The organism is Sulfurospirillum sp. UCH001 (genome assembly GCF_001548035.1).
In the GTDB taxonomy this organism is placed as follows: Bacteria; Campylobacterota; Campylobacteria; order Campylobacterales; family Sulfurospirillaceae; genus Sulfurospirillum.
Map to the genome: position 1 here is coordinate 808,742 of NZ_AP014723.1, position 21,931 is coordinate 830,672.

Here is a 21,931-nt window from a genome sequence, read left to right on the forward strand (position 1 = left end):
CTCTTACATGTAGAATTTCCCTTAGGAGACTCGATGAAACTTTTTTCATTGTTAACAGTACCCATTGTGGCATTATTGCTCATTGGATGTGGTGGGAGTGTAAAACCAAATCCCAAATACAACTACATTACAGCAGATGAAACAGCGAAGTTGATACGCGAAAATGCAACGTCTATTGTGCTTGTAGATATCCAAGAAAAAGGTGATTTTGAAGAAGAACACTTAAAAGGTGCTCAGCCAACCTATGCATACCCTGTCAAAACCGATGCTGAAAAAGCACGTTTAGCAGAGCTTATTCCAAATATCAAACCGGATCAAAAAGTCATTATTATCTGTCCAAAAGGCGGTGGAGGGGCTGATAGAGCGTATGATTTTTACCTTGAAAAAGGGCTCAAAAAAGAGCAACTTTTTACGCTTAAAGGTGGTCAGTATGAGTGGCCAAGAGACCGCATCAAAGATGTCTTAGCAAAATAAAATCACATTAAAAAGGAAACAGATGAAACTCTCTAAAGTATTGGGCGCGTTAGCAGTTGCTACGCTTTTTAAAGGTGCGCTTGTCGCTGGAATTTTTAGCAATTACAATTACATTTCTCCAGAAGAAACGGCAGAACTTGTACGCAATAACCCTTCTAAAGTGGTAATTGTGGACATTCAAGAAAAACCAGGTTTTGAGAAAGAACATCTTAAAGGTGCACAGGCAACGTATGCGTATCCTGTGAAAACGGAAGATGAAAAAGGGCGTTTAGAAGCACTTTTACCAACATTTAAACCTGATCAGAAAATTGTTATTGTTTGCCCAAGAGGCGGTGGAGGAGCGGATCGTGCGTATGATTTTTACCTCTCTAAAGGTGTGAAAAAAGAGCAACTCTTTACATTGACAAAAGGTCAAGAAGGTTGGCCACGTGAGAAAATCACAGACGTGCTTGAAAAATAATGTTCAAACCTTCTAAAATCGCGATACTGCTCTTTAGCGGTGTCGCCCTTACCCTTATCTTCATCTGTCCACAAAGCAGGAACTACTTTTTTGAGTTAGTGGGACTGTTTCAAAGTCTAGATATCGATAAAATCAAAGAGTATATTCTCTCTTTTGGTATATTAGCGCCACTCATTTCATTTTTATTGATGGTCTTTCAAGCTATTTTAGCGCCATTGCCTGCATTTCTCATTACATTTGCCAATGCCACGCTCTTTGGATGGGTCTATGGAGCAGCTCTTTCATGGGCAAGTGCTATGGTTGGAGCACTCCTGTGTTTTTATATCGCTCAGTTTTTAGGACGCGATGTGGTGGAGAAGCTCACGAGTAAAATGGCACTAGAGAGTGTGGATGCTTTTTTTGAAAGACATGGTGTGTATGCGATTTTAATCGCACGATTGCTTCCATTTATCTCTTTTGATGTGGTGAGTTATGCTGCTGGACTTACCTCGATGAAACTTCGTTCATTTTTGGTGGCTACTGGCATTGGACAACTACCTGCAACGCTGGTGTACTCCTATGTGGGAGGGATGCTCACAGGCGATGCAAAAACGGCAGTGTATGGACTTTTAATTCTCTTTTCTGTCACTATTTTGATTTATCTCATCAAGCGGGTCTATCGTGGACGCTAACATCAAAATGTATGAAAGCGAGTGTGTGGACTGCAGGAGTTGTATGAAGGGCTGTCCGATGCTCTATAACTTTACGATTTCGCCTAAAACTTTATTGACAAAATTTACGACAGAACACCCCTCTGCCCACATGGCGTTTGCGTGTACAAACTGTGGGTTATGTGCGCATCTGTGCCCTAAAGATATTGATTTTGGAGGGATGTTTACTGCTTCAAAACAAAATTATGCCGAAGATAAAAATGTGTTGAAAAAGTATGGCTATGGTGGAGTGATCTTTCACCAAAAAAGTAGTTTTTCAAAACTTTTTTCTACTACAAAAAAGTTTACCAAAGGAGAGTACACCCATATGGCATTTATGCCAGGATGTGCACTTAGCTCGTACTCTCCGAGCCTTGTTCATACAGTATTTAATTATTTACAGTCCAAATGCTCAGGCATTGGCATTATTCAGCAGTGCTGTGGCACACCTACGCGTATGATGGGCGATATGAAGCAATTTCATGCGTACCACTCGCAGCTTGAAGAAGACCTCGCAAATATGGGTGCAACGACGGTTGTCACTGCATGTGAGAACTGTTTTATGAGTCTTAAAACCTATGCCCCACACATCAAGATTATTTCACTCTATTCACTCTTAAGGGAAATTGGATTACCAGAAGGTGCAAAAGAGCGTTATAAAAATGCCCCTATGATGGCGCTGCATGACCCTTGCCCTACACGCTATGAGACAAAAATACACGATGATGTAAGAGCGCTTTTAGATGTTGTACAACTGCCCTATGAAGAGTTTAAACACAACCGTGAAAAAACCTTGTGTTGTGGTAGTGGTGGTATGTTAGAGCTAACGCATGCGGCTTTAGCCAAAGAGCAAATGCGTACACGTGCCAATCAGACAGAGTGTGAAAGCATCGTCAGTTATTGCCAAAGCTGTGCTGAGTCTATGAGTAAGGGCGGGAAAAATGGCGTACATTTGCTTGATCTTATCTTTACTCCTGAGTTTTCGATGAAACAAGAAGCGCAAGGGAGTCTTAAAAAATGGTACAACCGTTTTAATTCACGTCAAATGATCAGCGCTTTAAAGGATAACGCATAAAAAAGGCGCTTCTTTTTTTAGCCTTTGGGCTTTTAATGTTTATTTTTTATCAAAATGGCGTACTCTCTTACGCACAAGTTGAAGCGATTAAAACCTTTGTGCTTGGCTTTGGCATCTATGCACCGCTTATTTTCATTCTGCTTTTTACATTAGCACCCCTTATCTTTTTTCCTGATGGCATTTTAGCCCTTGCAGGTGGGCTGATCTTCGGTTTTGCATGGGGGAGCCTTTACATCGTTTTGGGAGCTCTTTGTGGAGGGACACTCTCATTTTTTCTTGCACGACTTTATGGCAAAGCTATGCGTGAAAAATTAGCGCATGAGAAGCTGATGAACTTCCAAAAAAGCGTTAAAAAGCATGGGTTTATGATGATCTTACTGTTGCGTTTAGTGCCGCTTGTTCCCTTTAATATCATCAGTTATAGCGCTGGGTTTTCCACGATTCGCTACGTGGATTTTTTCTTCGCAACACTTTTGGGAATGTTGCCAGGTGTTTTGGTGTATGCGAACATTGGGGCTCAATCGTTGGCATTTGGAAGTCATGAGTTTTACATCTCCATTAGTTTATTGGTCGCATTAGTTGTTGTTTCAATGATTTTAAAACATCGTGTTAAAAAGAGGTTAGAGGCATATGAAAAATAATTGGCAGAGAATAGTGTTTGAGGGATCACCTATTTACGTGCATCGTCACAGTGCAGACTGGTTTGTTCCTAACGAGAGCGCAGATAGAGTGTTGCAAAATGAAGAAAATAGCTTTTCGTATCAACAGTTGCAACACCGTATCTCTGCTCCCAACCCTTTGGTATATATGCCAAAACAAACCTCAAAAACAACGCTTCAAGAGTTTTGGATACACCTGACCAATCGTTGTAATCTTTCGTGTTCTCACTGTCTGTTTAGCTCTGCCCCTAGTGAAAAAGATACACTCAGTCTTGAGAACATAACATGTCATGTCAAAGAGGCGTATGCCCTTAGCTGTAGATTGTTTGTCATTAGTGGTGGAGAACCGTTAGTCCATCCTGAACTGCTTTCTTTGGTCGAAATGATTTTAGCATTGAATGATACGGAAGTAGTCATCTTAACCAATGGCATGTTGCTTGAAAACGTTTTTACAGACAAAGCATTTCCAAAATCGAGACTGCATTTTCAAATTAGCCTTGATGGGCTTCCACAAGAACATGATGCCATTCGTGGGCGCGGAAGTTTTGCAAAGTTAGATAAAAACATCGTTTGGCTTCAAAAAATGGGTTATTCGTTTTCACTTTCACTCTGTCTTCATCCGCTTAATATTCAAAGCTTAGAAGAGATGGTAACACTGGCACATACGCTCAAAGCGGGACATCTGCACTTCCTATGGTATTTTTCACGAGGACGAGGCGTTAATGAGGGATTAATTGCAGAAAATACGCTTTTTAATACACTTATCAACGCCTATGAGAAAGCCCAAAACTTAGGGCTTGTCATCGACAATTTTGAAGCACTCAAAACTCAAATCTTTGCACCCAAAGGCACGGTACACGATGGCTCAAGCTCTGGGCGTAGTTCTATCGCTTTGGGATATGATGGGCATTTTTATCCGAGTGCGGCTATGGTAGGGGAGAGCGCACTTTTGATGGAAGGAGAGAGCATCGCTCAAGCACTACAGAGTAAGGTAGCTAAAGCCATTGCTTCACAGTCCATTACAACGCTTACGTCACCGCTTCGTTTTTTACTCGGAGGTGGCGACTTAGACCACAGTTTTGCTCATGCTAAAACGTTTATGGGCGATGATCCGTATGAACCACTTTTAGAAAAACTTGCTTTATGGCTGATAACGAGAGAAGCAAAGCGTTATGATAGACTTAAAAAGCCAGCTTTATGCCTAGAGATGGGCGATATACTTTATAGTTGTGGGGCAAACGAAGGTGTAGCACATACACATGCCAACTGTCTGTTTGCCACAGGTGAGAGTGAGTCATTGCGACTGGTCAAGTCCTTTTACCACGATGCGGCGCTAGAAGATAAAGAAGACATTTTAAATCCCGCGTGTTATGAAGAATCATACCTCTCTCACATTCCTTCCCATTTGCGTTTTCGGGGTTATGGGTGTGGAAGTCCGATTTTAGACGCTAACCTCAAAGAGGGTGAGAGCATGTTAGACCTTGGTTCTGGCAGAGGCATTGAGTGTTTTATCGCCTCTAAGCTCGTGGGTAAAAATGGGCGTGTTATGGGTGTGGATATGCTGGACTCCATGCTGAAAATCGCTCGTAGTGGCGCAGAAGAAGTGGCAAAAAGTCTTGGCTATAACAATCTCGCCTTTGCCAAAGGCTACCTTGAGGCATTGCCAGAAGAAAATGAGAGTTTTGATGTCATTACTTCCAACTGCGTGCTCAATCTCTCCAGTCACAAACGTAAACTTTTTGCGGAAATTTTTCGCGTGCTTAAAAAGGGCGGAAGGCTCGTGGTCTCCGATGTTATCTGTGATGAAGAAGCGAGTGCCCTCATTCGCAATGACGCAAAGCTTAGCGGAGAGTGCATCGGTGGGGCATTGACACAAGCCCATCTTTTAGGGCTTCTTCGTGAGAGTGGTTTTGAGAACATTCAGCTTCTCAAACGCTTTTTTTACCGCAAAGTGAAAGGGCATACCTTTTATTCACTGACCTTTCAAACACATAAAACAGAGGTGCAAAAGAGGGTTGAAGTTATCTATAAAGGTGTGGGAGAAAGCCTTACTTTGGAAAATGGCGTAGTGCTGTTTAAAGGAGTTAAAACGCGCATTGATGAGGTTTTGGCTAAACAGTTAGAGAGTGAAGTGTTTATTCTCGATGAACAGGGCAATGTCAGTAATCAAGAAGGGCAAAGTTGTTGTTGCGCGACACCACCTGAGAAAAAACAAAGTCTGTTATTGACTCCAAAACCAATGGCACATCTTTCTTTTAGCGTATCCCCCAAACAAACGCACAACTGTATGGTCTGTGCATCCGAGCTGGTGTATAAAACCACACTGGAAGAGTCAACCTGTTATTACTGTGGAAGTGTTACGCATCAGAGCGTGATGTGCCAAGAAGGACACTATGTGTGCGATGCTTGCCATGCCAAAGAAGCGTTAGAAGTGATAGAACACATCTGTAAAACATCGAAAGAGCGCGATATGCTCAAACTTTTTCGCCAGATACGTGAACATCCAAGCATTCCCAAACACGGACCAGAACACCATGCAATGGTTCCTGCCATTATCGTAACCGCTTATAAAAACAGTGGTGGAAAAGTGAACGAAAATGCCCTAAAAACGGCTCTTTCAAGAGGATCGAGTGTAATGGGTGGAGCGTGTGGGTTTTTGGGCATTTGTGGTGCAGCAAGTGGTGTTGGCATCGGTTTTGCCATTGTTTTAGAGTCTTCGCCTATGGCAAAAGTTGCACGTTCAATGGCTCAAAAAGTGACGCATGCTGTACTTGGCAAAATAGCCGAGTACGAAGCCGCACGCTGTTGTCATAGAGAAGTGTGGACAGCGCTCAACATCGCTTCAAGCCTCTCGGAGAGATTTTTACCAGTTAAATTGTTAGCCGAGATAGAGATTAAATGTGATCAAAAGCGTTTCAATCAGTATTGCTATGGAAAAGAGTGCCCAATATTTTAAAGGATGATAGAGAGTGGTGTTGAAAAAAAAGATGGTAATTTCAACACCATTTTTAAACTACGTGCGAAATGATGTATTACGCGCCTAGAACAATACAGCCTTCTGTTGGACAAACTTCCATACATGCAGGTGATGAGTGATGCCCTACACACTCTACACATTTATCAGCATACACATAATACGCATCTGCACCTGTTGGATTGTCGCTATCATCTACGATAGCTCCTACAGGACATTCATCGATACAGGCTCCACATGAGATACAGATATCTGTAATTTTAACAGCCATAACTTCTCCTTATTTTGGGTTTTGCGAAAAAATCTTACAATAAGTGTATAGCATGAAAATAGCTTATAAAATTCGTTATAAAAAGTACAAACGTTACATAATTCTGTTCACATTCTCTTTTCTAAGCAATTGTATAGCAAAAGGAGACTATAAAAGCAGAATGAAAATAGAAGGAGTTGTATGCACAATCATAATGAAATTGATGACATTAATGTATCTGCATGGACCGATAAATACTTTTCCAACACAAAAGCTATCATTGAACATTTTGGCGATACTGAAGTGACGTATGCTTTCTTTCTACGTCGTCCCGTTCTTTCGGCCACACACTTAGCTACACGGTGGGCACAAGCTCAAGCCAAACAGAATAATCAGCACATTACTGTAGAAGTGATGCATCAAGAGGGAGAGTGGGTAGGTGCGGGTGAACCATTGTTTTATCTGAGTGGTTCGTTTGCTTTTTTAGCAGAGCTTGAAACACTGATATTACAAAAGCTTGGCTCTGCTTGTGTTGCTGCTTACAATGCTTATGAAATGTGCCAGATTCTGCCGCAAGTATCATTTTTAGCAATGGATGCAAGACACTGCGCAGGAACTGAAATGGCTGAAATCATGGCATATGGCGCATCGGTGGGGTCAAATGCCGCCAAGCGAAAGTTTGGAGCTATAGGGTTTATCGGTAATGCAACGGATGCAACTGCACATTTTTTTGGTCGTGAAAAAGGGCTTGGTACGCTACCTCATGCGCTCATCGGCTACGCTGGCTCAACACTGAGGGCTGTTCAGATGTTCCATGAATGTTTCCCAGACGAAAACATCCCTATATTGGCAGATTATTTTGGTCGAGAGATTACGGATACACTAGAAGTCTGCAATGCTTTTGCAGATTTAGCACATACTGGAAAGGTTGCTGTCCGTCTTGACACACATGGTGGACGTTTTTTAGAGGGGCTTGATACGCAAAAAAGTTATGATGCTCTTGGTCGCCATGCACCTGATGCGGTGCGTGACTATCGTACGGAAGCGGAACTTCATGATCTTATCGGCACGGGTGTTTCGGCTGCTGCTATTTGGAGTATGCGAGAAACTCTTGATAACGCGGGCTTTAACCAAGTACGCATTATCGCTTCTTCGGGTTTTACACCGCAAAAATGCCGTTCGATGGCATGGGCAAAAGCGCCTATTGACATCATTGGCACAGGCTCATTTTTGCCAGATAAGTGGAGTGAGACATGTGCCACAGCAGATATTATCGCTTATGATGGCGTACCAAAAGTGAAAGTGGGACGAGAATTCTTGCTTAAAAAAGCGCAATAGAAAGATACAAAATAACGGTAATTTGCTTCACATTCTTTTCATTCTTCTTTACGCTGCCTCTTTTTAGGGGCAGAATGTTTTTCAAACTACTATTCATTTACAGAACAAAAAACTCTCTATACTTCTTAAGAAAATATTAAATTATCATGCTATTTTCATGCTACGCATTTCATGTAAGATTTGAGCAGACGTTTTACATAATCCTAGTTTTTAGTGCAATGAGATGATGTAAGCAGTTTCAAACTTTTATAAGGAGGATTTATGAAGTTAGCTAAACTTAGCTTGGTGGCTATGGTTGTTGCTGGACTCGCGTCTAGCTCATTTGCAGCAGATACACTTGCTGATGCCTTTAAAAATGGAAAGGTAACGGGTGAATTAAGAGCGTGGTATTTTGATAGAGATACAGGTAACGCTAACCCAGCTACATCTATACCAGGAGGAGCACCAGCAGGAACATTAGGAAAAGGTAACGCGGATCTTTTTTCTACAGGTGTTATACTTGGTTATATCACAGATTCATTGTATGGATTGAGTTTTGGTGCAACATTCCAAGGAAACTATGCTCCTTTTGCTGATAAAGACGCAAAAAATCTTTATGCTCCAGATATGTACGGTTCGGGCGCAGTACTTTCAGAAGCGTATGTGACCTATACCCTTGGTAAAACAACGGCAAAAGTGGGTCGCCAATTTATTGCTAGCCCATTGGTTAACAGTTCTGGCTCACGTATGATTAAAGAAGCGTTCCAAGCAGCAGTTCTTATCAATACAGACCTTCCAAACACAACATTGGTTGCTGGTTACTCAGACAAATTCCAAGGTAGAACCTCTGATTATGATAAAAGCGTAGCGGGTGGTGATTCTGAAATGCCTAGCTTTAAAAAAGAGGCAGTATTCTACGGAACAGGCTCAGCTAATGGCGGATCAAACGTTTTTGGATTTGATGGAGCGTACACCGCTGCCGCGATTAATAAGTCTATTCCAAACTTGACATTAACAGGTCAATACCTTTTTGTTAATGCTGTCGAATTAACCAATGGTGGTGATGCAAATGTCTTCTATGCTGAAGGTAATTATGTAGTGCCTTTAAGCAATATGAAATTACTTATTGATGCAACATACCGAGGGTCTAGAACATCCAATGCTACATTTGATAGTTTCCATGTTGAAGGCGATATGTATCAAGGACGTATTGGCATTAGTGAGTTAGCAGGCTTTAATGCATCTTTTGCATATAGTACCGTATCAAGTGATCAGTCTGTTCTTTTAGGTGCTGGTAATGGTCCTACAACGTATACTGCTCCACTCATCAAAGGTGCTGAAGTTACTTCTGGTGCAAATACTGATGCCTATAAAGTTGAAGTGGGTTATGATTTTACAAAAGTGGGTGTTACAGGTCTTAAAGTTTTAGGTCAATATACTAAAATTAATCAAGACAAACCAACTATTACAGGAACAGTCTTGAACAGCGTATCTGCTGATACAGAATCTACGTATTGGAGTGGACAAATCGCATATGACATCCCTTCTCTCAAAGGCTTAACACTCTCTTTAGAGTATGAAGATGCAAAAAAAGAAGATACAGCTACTGTAAATTCTAATGAACTAAGATTTAGAGCGAACTACAAATTTTAATGTGTCTACGCTTTAATCTTTTCTAAAACAGTGGCAGTTATGCCACTGTTTCTTCTTTCATTTTTTCACATCAGACATTCTTTTTAAATAATTATTTTATTGATTATTTTTCCTTTGTTCTCATCTTATATAACTTCTTCAAAAAATTTCACTAATTCTTTTTGCAATTAAATCCCAAAACTAAGGGAATCATTAAAATTTTTAAACTAAATTATTGACTTAAGTCATAGATTGGTTTTTTGCTTAGTGATAGAATGACCGCGTAACTCAAATCAGGAGGTATCAATATGTCGCTTTCAAGAAGAGACTTTCTAAAAACAACTGCCGCTGCAAGTGCTGCTGCTGCCGTAGGCATCAGTGTACCAGCCGAGCTTAAGGCCGCTGGCGAACAAGCAGAAGCAGGTTGGCGTTGGGACAAATCCGTTTGCCGTTTCTGTGGTACCGGTTGTGGTATTATGGTTGCGACCAAAGAGGGTAAAATTGTCGCAGTAAAAGGTGATCCAGCAGCTCCAGTAAACCGTGGACTTAACTGTATCAAGGGCTATTTTAATGCCAAAATCATGTACGGTGCAGATCGTCTAAAAGAACCACTTTTACGTATGAATGATAAAGGTGAATTTGACAAAAAAGGTCAATTCAAACCTGTTTCATGGAAACGTGCGTTTGACGAGATGGAAAAACACATGAAAGCTGCGATGAAAGCAGGCGGTCCAGAAGCGATTGGTGTATTTGGTTCAGGTCAATATACCATCATGGAAGGTTATGTTGCTGCGAAGCTTATGAAAGCAGGTTTCCGTTCTAACGGTATTGATCCAAATGCACGTCACTGTATGGCTTCAGCGGTTGCTGGTTTTATGCAAACATTTGGTATTGATGAGCCATCAGGCTGTTATGATGACATCGAGCTTACTGACACCATCGTTACATGGGGTGCCAATATGGCTGAGATGCACCCAATTTTGTGGTCACGTGTGAGTGATAGAAAATTGACGAATCCAGATCGTGTTAAAGTTATCAACCTTTCAACGTATACTCATCGTTGTTCTGACCTTGCAGATATGGAAATCATCTTCTCTCCAAGTACAGACCTTGCGATTTGGAACTACATCGCTCGTGAGATTGTTTACAATCACCCAGAAGCGATTGATTGGGATTTCGTTAAGAAAAATACCATTTTTGCAACAGGTTTTGCAAACATCGGTTACGGTATGCACACTGAAGCAGCCGCTAAAAAATTAGGTTATTCTGACAAAGAACTTGAAATCATCAAAAAAGAAGATGCAAAAGTTATTTCTGAGAAAGAAGCTCCAGGCCTTGCACACTTAGGCATAAAAGCAGGCGATACCATGAAAATGGATAAAGCTGCAACTGCGGGCGTTCACTGGGAAATTACCTTTGAAGATTTCAAAAAAGCTTTAAATCCTTATACACTTGATTACGTTGCGAAAATTTCAAAAGGTAATCCAGATGAAAAACTTGAAGACTTTAAAGTAAAACTTCAAACACTTGCAAACCTTTATATCGAAAAAAATAGAAAAGTTGTCAGCTTCTGGACAATGGGTATGAACCAACACCAACGTGGTACGTGGGTTAATGAGCAATCATACATGGTTCACTTCCTTCTTGGTAAACAAGCTAAACCAGGTGACGGTGCGTTCTCTCTAACAGGACAACCAAGCGCATGTGGAACAGCTCGTGAAGTTGGTACCTTTACACACAGACTTCCAGCAGATATGGACGTTTCAATTCCAAAACACAGAGAAATTACAGAAAAAGTATGGAACTTACCAGCGGGAACATTAAACCCAATGGGTTACCAACACATTATGAACATCCATAGACAAATTGAGAGTGGAAAAATCAAATTTGCATGGGTTAACGTTTGTAATCCATACCAAGATACAGCAAATGCTGAGCACTGGATCAAAGCGGCTCGTAAAGAGGGCAACTTCATCGTTTGTTCAGATGCATACCCTGGTATTTCAGCAAAAGTATCTGACCTTATCTTACCTTCAGCGATGATCTACGAGAAATGGGGCGCTTACGGTAATGCTGAAAGACGTACTCAACAATGGAAACAACAAGTACTTCCAGTTGGCGACGCGATGAGCGATACATGGCAGTGGGTTGAGCTTTCAAAACGCTTTACAATTGCTGACGTATGGGGCGAGCAACCAATTAAAGATGGAAAACTTCCAAACGTTATCGAAGCAGCAAAAGCAATGGGTTATAAAGAGACAGATACCCTCTTTGATGTTCTTTTTGCGAATGACTTCTTCAAATCATTTAAAGCAAAAGATCCTATTGGTGAGGGCTTTGATAACACTGAAGTGTTTGGTGACAAACGTGGTGTTATGGGTAGTGATGGAAAAGAGTGGAAAGGATATGGCTTCTTCTTACAAAAAGCAATTTGGGAAGAGTACCGTAAGTTTGGTTTAGGTCATGGACATGACTTAGCAGACTTTGATACGTATCACAAAGTAAGAGGACTTAAATGGCCAGTTGTTGATGGTAAAGAGACACAATGGAGATTTAACGCGAAATACGATCCATATGCTGCAAAAGCAAATAATGGTGACTTCGCATTCTATGGTGATGCAATGAAAGCTCTTAAACGTGGTGACCTTGTAAAACCAACCACAGAAGAGACATTCCCACTTAAAAATAAAGCAAAAATCTTCTTTAGACCTTACATGGATCCATGTGAAATGCCAGATAAAGAGTATGACATGTGGTTATGTACTGGACGTGTTCTTGAGCACTGGCATAGTGGTACGATGACCATGCGTGTACCTGAGCTTTATCGTGCGGTTCCTGAAGCACTTTGTTATATGCACCCAGAAGATGCAAAAGCAAAAGGCTTTAAACAAGGCGATATGATTTGGCTAGAAAGCCGTAGAGGTTCATGTAAAGCACGTGTAGAAACTCGTGGACGTAATAGAACTCCAAGAGGTTTAGTTTATGTTCCGTGGTTTGATGAGAAAGTATTTATCAACAAAGTGTGCCTCGATGCAACATGTCCGATCTCTAAACAGACAGACTATAAAAAATGTTCGGTTAAGCTCTATAAAGCGTAACTAAAATAATGGAAACAACAAATAAAATCGCAATTACTGAGCGCAGAAGATTTTTAACCTTGATGGCTCAAGGTGGTGGACTTGTGGCGCTTAGTGGTATGGTTTGGACTGGGTACTTGGAAGAGGCAAAATCAGCTCCGCTGATTTTAAGACCTCCTGGGGCTGTTGCTGAGAGGGACTTTATGCGCTTGTGTATCAAGTGTGGGCAGTGTGTTGAAGCCTGTCCGTACCATACATTGCATTTAGCAAAACCTGGTGACACTAAGCCTATGGGAACGCCTTTTTTCATCCCAAGAGAGGTACCGTGTTATATGTGCACCGACATTCCGTGTGTGCCTGTATGTCCTACAGGAGCATTGGATGCAAAGAGTGTTTCAAAAATCACTGAAGGTGTCAAAGAACTTGACATCACCAAGGCGCGTATGGGACTTGCAGTCGTTGACGTTGAGTCATGCATCGCTTTTTGGGGTATTCAGTGTGACGCGTGTTACCGAGCGTGTCCAATCATGGATAGTGCGATAAAGTTAGAGTATAGACGAAATGAGCGAACAGGCAAACATGCCTATTTGACCCCTATTGTGAATAGCCTTACCTGTACGGGATGTGGTTTGTGCGAAAGAGCGTGTGTTACTGAGAAAGCGGCAATTCATGTGCTTCCTTTGGATATTGCTAAAGGTGCTATTGGCGCACACTACATCAAAGGCTGGGAACAAGGGGATGAGAAGCGTTTAGAAAAAGCGGGCAGTGATGTCACCACCCACACCAAACGTAGTGAGAAATCGGCACAAGATTATCTCAATACGAATGAGGAGTTGTTCAAATGAGAGAATGGATCAGAAGCCACCGTTTTATGATGGCGCGACGCTTCACTCAAGTGGGCATCTTTGTGTTGTATGTGGCAGCTAATGTCTATGGCTTTATGCTTTTAAGTGGCAATCTAAGCTCTTCTTTAGTCATGAAAAAGCTGCCTTTAGCCGATCCATTTGCGCTGTTGCAGATGTTTTCAGCAGGCGCACTTTTGGGGCTAGATGTACTTGTTGGCGGCGCTTTAATTTTGCTTTTTTACACTGTTGTTGGTGGACGGGCGTTTTGTTCATGGGTATGCCCACTCAATATGGTTACCGATGCAGCAAACTGGACACGAAGAGTTATTCTTTTGGACAATGCGACCCAAAAGAAGCTTTGGCTCAGTCGTAATGTGAGGTATTGGGTTCTAGCCCTAAGCCTTATTTTATCGTTCATCACGGGTGTTGCAGCATTCGAGATGATAAGCCCTATCGGTATTTTGAGTAGAGGCATCATCTTTGGAATGGGTATGAGCGTTGCACCTATACTCTGTATTTATTTGTTTGATCTTTTTGCTGTGAAAAATGGCTGGTGCGGGCACATCTGTCCTTTAGGAGGATTTTACTCCATCGTAGGACGTCTAAGTCTTATTCGTGTTAAACACGATCACACGAAATGTACGCTGTGCATGAAGTGTAAAGAGATTTGTCCTGAAAAACAGGTTCTTGGCATTATCTCCAAACAAAGCGGTGCGATTGTTTCTGGAGAGTGTACGAACTGTGGCAGATGTGTAGAGGTGTGTGAGAGTGATGCACTCTCTTTTGGTGTGAGAAATTACATTAACACAAATGTAGGAGAAAAAGAATGATTAGTACAAAAACATTGATAATGGTTTCTTTGTTAGGCGTTATGGTAGCCAGCGGATGCGCGGTATCTCAGTCATACAAAGAAGAGGAACTAGGACTTAGAAAGGTTGATCTCTACAGTGAAAAAACAGTTGTTGCTGAGCCAACATCATACTCTACTGTAGCTGCAGGTGAATCTAAAGTGATTCAAAGATCGTTTGAAAATGCACCTCCGATGATCCCTCATGATGTCGAAGGTATGTTGGACATGACAAAAGAGAATAACGCGTGTACAGGTTGTCACTTGCCTGAAGTTGCTGAGGCAGTGAAAGCGACTCCAATCCCAAAATCGCACTTTTTTGATATGAGAACACAAAAAGTGTTGACTGAAATGAGTCAAGCGCGTTACAACTGTTCAGCATGTCATGCGCCACAATCTGCAAATGAGCCTTTGGTTAAAAATGAATTCCAACCAGAGTATCGTAAACAAAATGGTGCACAACGTTCAAACCTTCTTGATACACTCAATGAAGGCGTGAAGTAACCATGACAAATGGCAGCAGAAGAGGGGTTCTTACCTCTCTTTTTGGTATGAAGAAGGCGCAAAAAATTCAAAATGAGTTGTGTGTGCGCCCTCCATATCATCAAGAGGGATATGCTTTTTCTGAGATTTGCGTTACATGTCAAGATACGCCTTGCGTGAACGCATGCGAAGAAAATATTATCTTCCTCGATGCTGCACATACTCCTTGCTTAGACTTTACCAAACGCGGTTGTACGTTTTGTGAAGCGTGTGCAAGTGCATGTCCTAATGGAGTACTTGATCTTAGTCGTAAAGATGAAAAAGATCTACAGGTAAAAGCTGAAATTGATATCATGGCATGTATGGCATGGCACCAAAGCTTATGCAATAGCTGTTTGGATGCATGTGAACCTAAAGCCATTCTCTTTTTAGGACTGTTTAGACCTCATATTGAGATGGATGTATGCAATGGATGCGGTATGTGTATAGGCATCTGTCCTAGCAGTGCAATTAGCATAAAATACGAGGAGAAAGCATGAAATATTTTCTACTCTTAGGTGTTATTAGCAGTTTACTTTTTAGTGCAGAGCTTCAGCCACGAAGTGTGATTGAAGCCAGTGGAAATGTACAGCAGGTTGCATTTGTTGATGGCAACATCATCGCTGGAACCAGTGCTGGAACGCTAGAAGTGTATAAACTCAGTGATGCAACAAAACTTTCAAAAATAGAATTTCCTAAAATCAAAGATTTTACAGGAGATGAAGTTTCTCCAAAAATTTTCTCAGTCGATATGCTAGAAAAGACCCTTTTAGCGGTAGTTCAAGCAACCAATGGTTCACGTGAGCTCTATCTTGTTGAAGATGGAAAACCAAAGGTACTGATAGATTCAAAAGCCAATTTGTTTATCTCAAAAGCGAAATTTGTCGATAAAAACCGTATTTTAGTGGCGCTTTTGAGTAATGAGATGCTTTTATGGGATGTCAAAAACAAAAAAGAGATTTATCGTATACAGCCCAATCCATCGCATTTTAGTGACTTTGCTTTGAATGAAAGCAAAACGATGGCTGCTAGTTCATGTGAATCAGGAGAGATTACCCTTTTTGATGCTCTTAGTGGCAAAATCATAAAAGTGCTCAAAGGTGCTAATGTCGATAATGTCTATAAAGTAGATTTTAAAAAAGAGAAAGTATTGTGTGCAGGGCAAGATAGACGAGGCATCGTTTATGATGTGAGCAGTAGCGCATATGATCGCTTTGATGGTTCATTCCTACTTTATGCAGGTGCCCTTAGCCCGAGCCTAAAATTTGCAGCTTTTGCTTTTAATGAACAAAATGATATTGTCTTGTTTGATCTTGCATCCAAAAGCAAAGCTCATACACTAAAAGGACAAAAAAGTACCCTCAATACCATCGTCTTTGCGAACGACAAAGAACTTGTAAGTAGCAGTGACGATCAATTTATTATGATTTGGAGACTCCCATGAATATTTCTAGTATAGTGATACAAACAAAGCCTAAGTATGTTGAAGAGATTATCGCTGTGTGTGAAGCGAATGATTTTTGCGACTACCATTTTCACGATGTAGAAAAAGGTAAGATCATTGTCACCATCGAAGGTGAAAATATCGATGAAGAGATGGCTAAGATGAAAAAAATCGAACAAATTCCTCATGTGATTTGTGCCGATATGATGATGGCATACAGTGAAGATGAACTCGATGCCGAGAGAGCAAAACTTGAACAAGCAGACGTTGTTCCTCCTATCTTAAACGATGAAACAATTGCGCTTAAGGACATCGTCTATAAGGGTGATTTGAAAAAGAAAATACACTAAGGTCATACCATGCAAACGACGTATCAGATGTTTACGGAAACCATTGTTCCAAATGATGAACTTATCGTCTCTCGTACAGACTTAAATGGCAAAATAACCTATGCCAACGAAACGTTTGCTCAGATTTCTGGTTATGAGATCGATGAGCTTATCGGTAAACCTCATAATATCGTTCGTCATCCCGACATGCCTCACTCTGTCTTTAAAACACTGTGGGAGACCATCAAACGAGGCGAGATGTGGAAAGGGTATGTTAAAAACTTGCGTAAAGACGGTGGGTATTACTGGGTTTATGCTGAAGTCTCAGGTGTTTATAAAGATGGTGTCTTAATAGAATACAAATCGCTTCGTGCCCCAATGGATGAGGAGATGAAAGCAAAAATGCAGAGCCTTTACGATGAAAAATGCGAACGTGAAGAGCAAAAAAGTCGTGTGGTTGTCTATCTTCAAAGCGACCTTGTTCATAAAGTCGAAACACTTGCACGTGAACAAGCATGCTCAGGCGATAAAATTATCAATGATATCCTAAGCGATACACTCTTCTAATTTCTTTATGATGGATTGAAATGCAAACGCATTTTGGTCCATTCCTCTATTTTTACCCAATATAGCCATTTCTAAATATATTTAATGCAAAAAGCTAGCTATGTACATTTATACTTTTCTAATTAATAAAAGTATATTCTTATAATTATATTTACTAAAAATTATATTAGGAGTAAGAATGGATGAAGTTCTTGCCTGTGAAAACAGCAGAGTAAAATTTTTCCCCATTATGATGTACGCGATGGTTATGGGTATGAGTGGATTGACGATTATGTACCAAAAAGCGACTCTTTTTTTATCGTTTAACGAGATGATAGGAACACTTTTGATGGCATTTTCAACCACGTTGTTTGTGGTCATCTCTCTTATCTACCTTGCGAAATTCATCAAATACACTTCTAGCGTTCAAAAAGAGTTTTCACATCCGATCAGACTCAATTTTTTTGCGGCAATTTCGATTTCAATGTTGATGTTAGCGATTATTTACAAAGAGGTTAATGTAAACGTTTCGGCTCTTTTTTGGTACGCGGGAGCTACGCTTCATTTTTACCTTACTATGCACACTATCTCTTTTTGGATAAATAACAATCAAGAGTTAGACCATTCTAATCCCGCTTGGTTTATCCCTGTGGTGGGCAATGTCCTTGTTCCCATAGGTGGCGTTGGATTTGCAAGCCAAGGAGTGCTCATGTACTTTTTTAGCTGTGGCATTTTCTTTTGGGTAATCCTTTTTGCCATTTTGCTCAATCGTATCATTTTTCATCATCAGTTAGCGGTGAAGTTTATGCCAACCATGTTTATTCTCATTGCTCCTCCGGCAGTTGGTTTTATAGCTTACTATAAAATGTTTGGAGTGGTTGACTTCTTCGCGACAATGCTGTTTAATCTAGCACTTTTCTTTACACTTTTAGTGGCGTTTATGTATAAAAATTTCGTTAAAATCAAATTTTTCATCTCATGGTGGGCATTTGTTTTCCCTCTTGCAGCTATGGCTATATGTTCGATGTTGATGTACCATGAAACTAAAGATGTAATGCTATTGGCTCTTTCTTATGTGATGGTAGCTGTCACAACGGTGGTTATTTCGATTGTTATTTACCAAACGATAGCACATATATGCAAAGGCGAAATCTGTGTGCAAGAGTAAAAACGCTCATTATTGTTATTACATTTAAGGAAAACCTATATGAAAAAAACACTTTTTATGGATAAGTATCCTATTCATTCGTTGACGCTCTACAAAGAGAAGCTTCAGTATAAGAGCATGACGCAGTTAGTTGAGTATTTTAAAGAGAAGATTACTACCCATCCAGTAGCTCATTTTATCGCTATTTTCGATCATTATGCTCATACAAAGGCACTTGGTGGAGAGATCATGGAAGGATTAAAAGATGTTCAAAATGTTGTCTTCTGTTTTGGAAGTGCTATTCCTAGTACCAGCATGGTTGCGGTTCGTCCACGAAGTATTGGTATTTGCGAATTTGAAGATCGCTTTGTCATCGAATTTATGGAAGCACCCAAAGAAGAGCTTCACGCGGTAATGCAAGCATGGGTCAAAGCTTTGGTAGAGTAATCTACCAAAGTGCTGTAATCTCATTTTCTGTAATCGTTTCTTTCAATAGCACAAAGACACCTTTGGTCGAGAGGGTACTTTTAAATCCCTGCCCAATAGCGCTTGTAACAAAGACATTGACACGCTGGTTGACAAAAAGTTCACTGAGTGTCAATGAAGGTTTTGCATTATGCAGTAAAAGCAGAGGATTTTCGATCATATGATGTTCACTGATCTGATGTTGTTCAAGTGTAAAAAAATGAATATATTTACTTTTTGGGCTTAGTCCACTATACGGCGAAGTGCTATTTTCACTACACAAGGCAATCACATAACGCTCTTTGCTATTTTCAAGATGCAGTGCCTTTCCTCCAAGAAGTGCTAAGGCGACTTTATTTCGTGCTGATTTGATAATACGTGCAAAGGTAGGGCGAGATACTTCCATCTTGAGAGCGGCTTCTTCTTGATAGAGCTCCAATAAATCCATCAAATAGAGTGCTTCCACTTCTTCTGCTAAAAGGGTTATGGTTTCGCTTGAAGTATGCTCTTTAGGAGAAAAATCATTACAAAGAGGGCGAAATGAGATGGAGCGTTTACTTTTATGTCGTGCCATACAACCTCTTTATATCTTGATAGCACATTATAACATGATTTAAAAATACTTGACATATGTTCATTATAGTAGTATTATTTTGGTCATATGCTCAAAATAATTAAAAGGATAAAAAATGGTCATTATTTTCCCAACGATGAAAGAGGAAGGTCTGAGCGCAAAAAGAGGTGCACACTTTGGTAAGGCGGCATTTTATACAGCTGTCAGTGTTGAAAATGGTGCGGTGAAAGAGGTCAATGTGCATAAAAACCCTGGTCATGTTACAGGAGGATGTGCCAATGCCGTAGCAAATATACAAGCTCTTGGTGCAGATACTTTGGTTGTTTCAGGCATCGGTGGTGAGCCATTGAAAAAGTTTTTAGCAGTGAATGTCGCCGTTTACTTTGATGATAAAAATGCAACTGTAGAAGAAGCCCTTAAGGACTTTTTAGCGGGAAATACCCCAAAAATAGACCCAAATCATACCTGTTCTCACCACTAAGCATTTTCTCTCTATAAGGACGAAGCAGATACAAATTCCCATATTTAAGATGATTTAAGGTACACTTGAACATTCAAAGTTAACTATAAAGGTCATAAATATGGGTTTAGGTGTCGGTATCGTTGGACTCCCAAATGTCGGAAAATCAACTACATTTAATGCATTAACCAAAGCGCAAAACGCAGAATCAGCAAACTATCCATTTTGTACAATCGAGCCAAATAAAGCGGTCGTTCCCGTACCAGATCCTCGTTTAGAAGAGCTTGCAAAGATCGTCAATCCTGAACGTATTCAACACTCAACGGTTGATTTCGTCGATATCGCAGGCTTGGTTAAAGGGGCAAGTGCGGGTGAGGGACTTGGTAACCAATTTCTTTCAAACATCCGTGAAGTAGAAGTCATCTTACACATGGTTCGTTGTTTTGAAGATGAGAACATCACCCACGTTGAAAACAGCATCAACCCGCTTCGTGATATCGAAATCATCGAAAGTGAGCTTATTTTTGCGGACGTACAACAACTCGATAAAAAACTAGACCGTTTAAAACGTCAAGCCAAACTCGAAAAGGGTGCACAAGCACTTGCTGAGATCGCAACGGAGCTAAGAGCGCACCTTGATGAGATCAAGCCTGTAAGCACCTTTGCACGCAAAGACGATGAAAACTTCCAAGCACTCGATAAAGAGCTACGTTTTCTCTCTAACAAAACCATCATTTACGGTGCGAATGTTGATGAAGCAGGACTTTTAGAAGAAAACGAGCATGTTAAAGCGGTTAAAGCACACGCAAAAGAGGTCGGTGCAGATGTTGTCGTACTCTGTGCGAAAGTCGAAGAAGAGATGATCGCTCTTGAAGAAGAAGAGGCAGAAGAGTTCTTAAAAGAGCTTGGCATTGAAGAGTCAGGTCTTAAAAAAATTATCCGTCTAGCATTTGATAAACTAGGTCTTGCATCGTATTTTACAGCAGGTGTTAAAGAGGTTCGTGCATGGACGATAGAGAAGGGTTGGAAAGCTCCAAAAGCAGCAGCGGTTATTCACAATGACTTTGAAAAAGGCTTCATTCGTGCGGAAGTCATAAGTTACAATGATTTCATCGCTTATAAAGGTGAGGCTGGCTCAAAAGAGGCTGGTAAAATGCGCCTTGAGGGAAAAGAGTACGTCGTTCAAGATGGCGATGTCATGCACTTTAGATTTAACGTATAAAAAACAATACTCTCTTTTACAGGCAAACGCCTGTAAAAGAGTTCTTTCTTACTCTCCGCTTTCACATTCTCCATCATACGCCATAATGCCATATTCAAGATTGATTACGGTTTTATAACCCATATGTTTTAAAATACGTTGACAATACGCACTTCTACTTCCGCTGTAACAGTAAACAATGACCGGTGTGTTTTCTTTTCCGTTTAGCTGAGAGAGCGCATTGTGAAAGCTGGTGGTGGGGATGAGGTAGTCTGTACCTTTAATGCGGTTTCCTATCCACTCCATCCATTCGCGTGTATCGACAAGGTTGAACGCTACTTTGCCATCTTCTCTCGCTTCTAACAACGCTTCAAGTTCACTACCATCTAATTGTTCTTTTTTAAGCAACACCTCACACTCTTCTTTACTTAAACCTCTGGCATGTGTATGTACAGCTTCTTCTGCGCTCTCTTCTTGGGCGAGTTCACGTGCATGTTCTGGGGTACAAAAGATCGTACAGTGGCATTTCCCATGTTGTGGAATTTCAACCGTGAGTGCATGGGTACAAGGACAGAGGCGATTATTCTCTTTGGCTTGCTCTTCAGGAGTGTTTCCAATCACCATAAAACAGGGGCAATAGCGCTTGCCATAGATGAGTTTATTGCGAGTTAAGCCTTGTTGTATCGACTCTTTGACTTCATCAAGGGGAGTGTAAACAAAACCAAATTGTGCGCAGACTTTATCGGTAAATGCTTCTGTTTTTTCAAATTCTGCTAAAAATTCTGCTGAGTTCATATCTATTTTAGTTATCAAAGATATTCCTTTTTTTTATTTTCACCATTATAGAGAGTTTGTATTGGAAGAAGATTAAAAGAGGGGGTTAGATGAAAAGTATCAAAAAATGTAAGGTTCGTCGCATGATGACTCGCTTCAAATGTCAAAAA

Annotated in this window: 23 protein-coding genes; 20 read left to right on the forward strand and 3 right to left on the reverse strand. The window is 40.7% G+C overall.

Features of this window, described 5'->3' with window-relative positions; genetic code table 11:
• Positions 1–33: 33 nt before the first annotated feature.
• From UCH001_RS04030 to UCH001_RS04055, 6 genes are read left to right on the forward strand one after another with little or no spacing between them, the layout of a single operon-like run.
• Positions 34–474, forward strand: a complete 441-nt coding sequence (locus UCH001_RS04030; protein ID WP_067174593.1) for a rhodanese-like domain-containing protein — start codon at positions 34–36, stop codon at positions 472–474.
• Between the two features lie 22 nt (positions 475–496).
• The gene (locus UCH001_RS04035; protein ID WP_067174596.1) at positions 497–934 is read left to right on the forward strand and encodes a rhodanese-like domain-containing protein; all 438 of its coding nucleotides are present in this window, start codon (positions 497–499) and stop codon (positions 932–934) included.
• A complete protein-coding gene (locus UCH001_RS04040) occupies positions 934–1,605 on the forward strand; it encodes a TVP38/TMEM64 family protein (RefSeq protein WP_067174599.1) in 672 nt (223 codons plus the stop codon). Before UCH001_RS04035 ends, UCH001_RS04040 begins: the two co-directional genes overlap by 1 nt.
• Positions 1,606–1,663: 58 nt before the next feature.
• Positions 1,664–2,698, forward strand: a complete 1,035-nt coding sequence (locus tag UCH001_RS04045) for a (Fe-S)-binding protein (RefSeq protein ID WP_067174601.1) — start codon at positions 1,664–1,666, stop codon at positions 2,696–2,698.
• 35 nt (positions 2,699–2,733) lie between these two features.
• A complete protein-coding gene (locus UCH001_RS04050) occupies positions 2,734–3,339 on the forward strand; it encodes a TVP38/TMEM64 family protein (protein WP_067174603.1) in 606 nt (201 codons plus the stop codon).
• Positions 3,329–6,313 carry a DUF5714 domain-containing protein gene (locus tag UCH001_RS04055; RefSeq protein WP_067174605.1) on the forward strand — a complete coding sequence of 995 codons (2,985 nt, stop codon included), beginning with the start codon at positions 3,329–3,331 and terminating at the stop codon, positions 6,311–6,313. Before UCH001_RS04050 ends, UCH001_RS04055 begins: the two co-directional genes overlap by 11 nt.
• A gap of 76 nt (positions 6,314–6,389) precedes the next feature.
• On the opposite strand, the gene UCH001_RS04060 is transcribed toward UCH001_RS04055, so the two are convergent.
• A complete protein-coding gene (locus UCH001_RS04060) occupies positions 6,390–6,602 on the reverse strand; it encodes a 4Fe-4S dicluster domain-containing protein (protein ID WP_067174608.1) in 213 nt (70 codons plus the stop codon).
• Positions 6,603–6,782: 180 nt separating this feature from the next.
• On the opposite strand from UCH001_RS04060, the gene UCH001_RS04065 reads away from it, so the two are divergent.
• From UCH001_RS04065 to UCH001_RS04120, 12 genes are all read left to right on the forward strand, one after another.
• Positions 6,783–7,919 carry a hypothetical protein gene (locus UCH001_RS04065; RefSeq protein ID WP_067174611.1) on the forward strand — a complete coding sequence of 379 codons (1,137 nt, stop codon included), beginning with the start codon at positions 6,783–6,785 and terminating at the stop codon, positions 7,917–7,919.
• 261 nt (positions 7,920–8,180) lie between these two features.
• A complete protein-coding gene (locus UCH001_RS04070; RefSeq protein WP_067174614.1) occupies positions 8,181–9,551 on the forward strand; it encodes an OprD family outer membrane porin in 1,371 nt (456 codons plus the stop codon).
• Positions 9,552–9,838: 287 nt separating this feature from the next.
• Positions 9,839–12,628, forward strand: a complete 2,790-nt coding sequence (gene napA / locus UCH001_RS04075) for a nitrate reductase catalytic subunit NapA (protein WP_067174616.1) — start codon at positions 9,839–9,841, stop codon at positions 12,626–12,628.
• 8 nt (positions 12,629–12,636) lie between these two features.
• The gene (gene napG, locus UCH001_RS04080) at positions 12,637–13,452 is read left to right on the forward strand and encodes a ferredoxin-type protein NapG (RefSeq protein ID WP_067174619.1); all 816 of its coding nucleotides are present in this window, start codon (positions 12,637–12,639) and stop codon (positions 13,450–13,452) included.
• A complete protein-coding gene (gene napH / locus UCH001_RS04085; RefSeq protein WP_067174621.1) occupies positions 13,449–14,282 on the forward strand; it encodes a quinol dehydrogenase ferredoxin subunit NapH in 834 nt (277 codons plus the stop codon). Before napG ends, napH begins: the two co-directional genes overlap by 4 nt.
• On the forward strand, positions 14,279–14,803 hold the full coding sequence (locus tag UCH001_RS04090; protein WP_082705659.1) for a nitrate reductase cytochrome c-type subunit: 525 nt from the start codon (positions 14,279–14,281) through the stop codon (positions 14,801–14,803). Before napH ends, UCH001_RS04090 begins: the two co-directional genes overlap by 4 nt.
• A 2-nt stretch (positions 14,804–14,805) precedes the next feature.
• Complete coding sequence (gene napF, locus UCH001_RS04095; RefSeq protein WP_067174624.1) at positions 14,806–15,321, forward strand: ferredoxin-type protein NapF; 516 nt, start codon at positions 14,806–14,808, stop codon at positions 15,319–15,321.
• A complete protein-coding gene (locus UCH001_RS04100; RefSeq protein WP_067174626.1) occupies positions 15,318–16,265 on the forward strand; it encodes a WD40 repeat domain-containing protein in 948 nt (315 codons plus the stop codon). Before napF ends, UCH001_RS04100 begins: the two co-directional genes overlap by 4 nt.
• Entirely contained in the window at positions 16,262–16,615 is a 354-nt protein-coding gene (locus UCH001_RS04105; RefSeq protein ID WP_067174629.1) for a chaperone NapD, read from the forward strand. The genes UCH001_RS04100 and UCH001_RS04105 overlap by 4 nt, the downstream gene beginning before the upstream one ends.
• 9 nt (positions 16,616–16,624) lie before the next feature.
• Positions 16,625–17,161 (forward strand): PAS domain-containing protein, encoded by a 537-nt coding sequence (locus UCH001_RS04110; RefSeq protein WP_067174631.1) that lies wholly within the window; start codon positions 16,625–16,627, stop codon positions 17,159–17,161.
• Between the two features lie 178 nt (positions 17,162–17,339).
• Positions 17,340–18,308: an SLAC1 anion channel family protein gene (locus UCH001_RS04115; protein ID WP_067174633.1), complete on the forward strand. Its 969-nt coding sequence runs from the start codon at positions 17,340–17,342 to the stop codon at positions 18,306–18,308.
• A 39-nt stretch (positions 18,309–18,347) separates the two neighbouring features.
• On the forward strand, positions 18,348–18,734 hold the full coding sequence (locus UCH001_RS04120; protein WP_067174636.1) for a DUF6858 family protein: 387 nt from the start codon (positions 18,348–18,350) through the stop codon (positions 18,732–18,734).
• Position 18,735: 1 nt separating this feature from the next.
• Here the strand turns inward: UCH001_RS04120 and UCH001_RS04125 are convergent, their stop codons facing one another.
• On the reverse strand, positions 18,736–19,326 hold the full coding sequence (locus UCH001_RS04125) for a DUF134 domain-containing protein (RefSeq protein WP_067174638.1): 591 nt from the start codon (positions 19,324–19,326) through the stop codon (positions 18,736–18,738).
• A gap of 115 nt (positions 19,327–19,441) precedes the next feature.
• Here UCH001_RS04125 and UCH001_RS04130 point away from each other — a divergent pair, with 115 nt between their 5' ends.
• Together UCH001_RS04130 and ychF are read left to right on the forward strand one after the other, a co-directional pair.
• Positions 19,442–19,807: a NifB/NifX family molybdenum-iron cluster-binding protein gene (locus tag UCH001_RS04130; RefSeq protein ID WP_067174641.1), complete on the forward strand. Its 366-nt coding sequence runs from the start codon at positions 19,442–19,444 to the stop codon at positions 19,805–19,807.
• A 100-nt stretch (positions 19,808–19,907) separates the two neighbouring features.
• Entirely contained in the window at positions 19,908–21,008 is a 1,101-nt protein-coding gene (ychF, locus tag UCH001_RS04135; protein ID WP_067174643.1) for a redox-regulated ATPase YchF, read from the forward strand.
• A gap of 48 nt (positions 21,009–21,056) precedes the next feature.
• Here ychF and UCH001_RS04140 read toward each other — a convergent pair whose 3' ends face one another.
• Positions 21,057–21,800 (reverse strand): ferredoxin-thioredoxin reductase catalytic domain-containing protein, encoded by a 744-nt coding sequence (locus tag UCH001_RS04140; RefSeq protein WP_067174646.1) that lies wholly within the window; start codon positions 21,798–21,800, stop codon positions 21,057–21,059.
• Between the last annotated feature and the right edge of the window lie 131 nt (positions 21,801–21,931).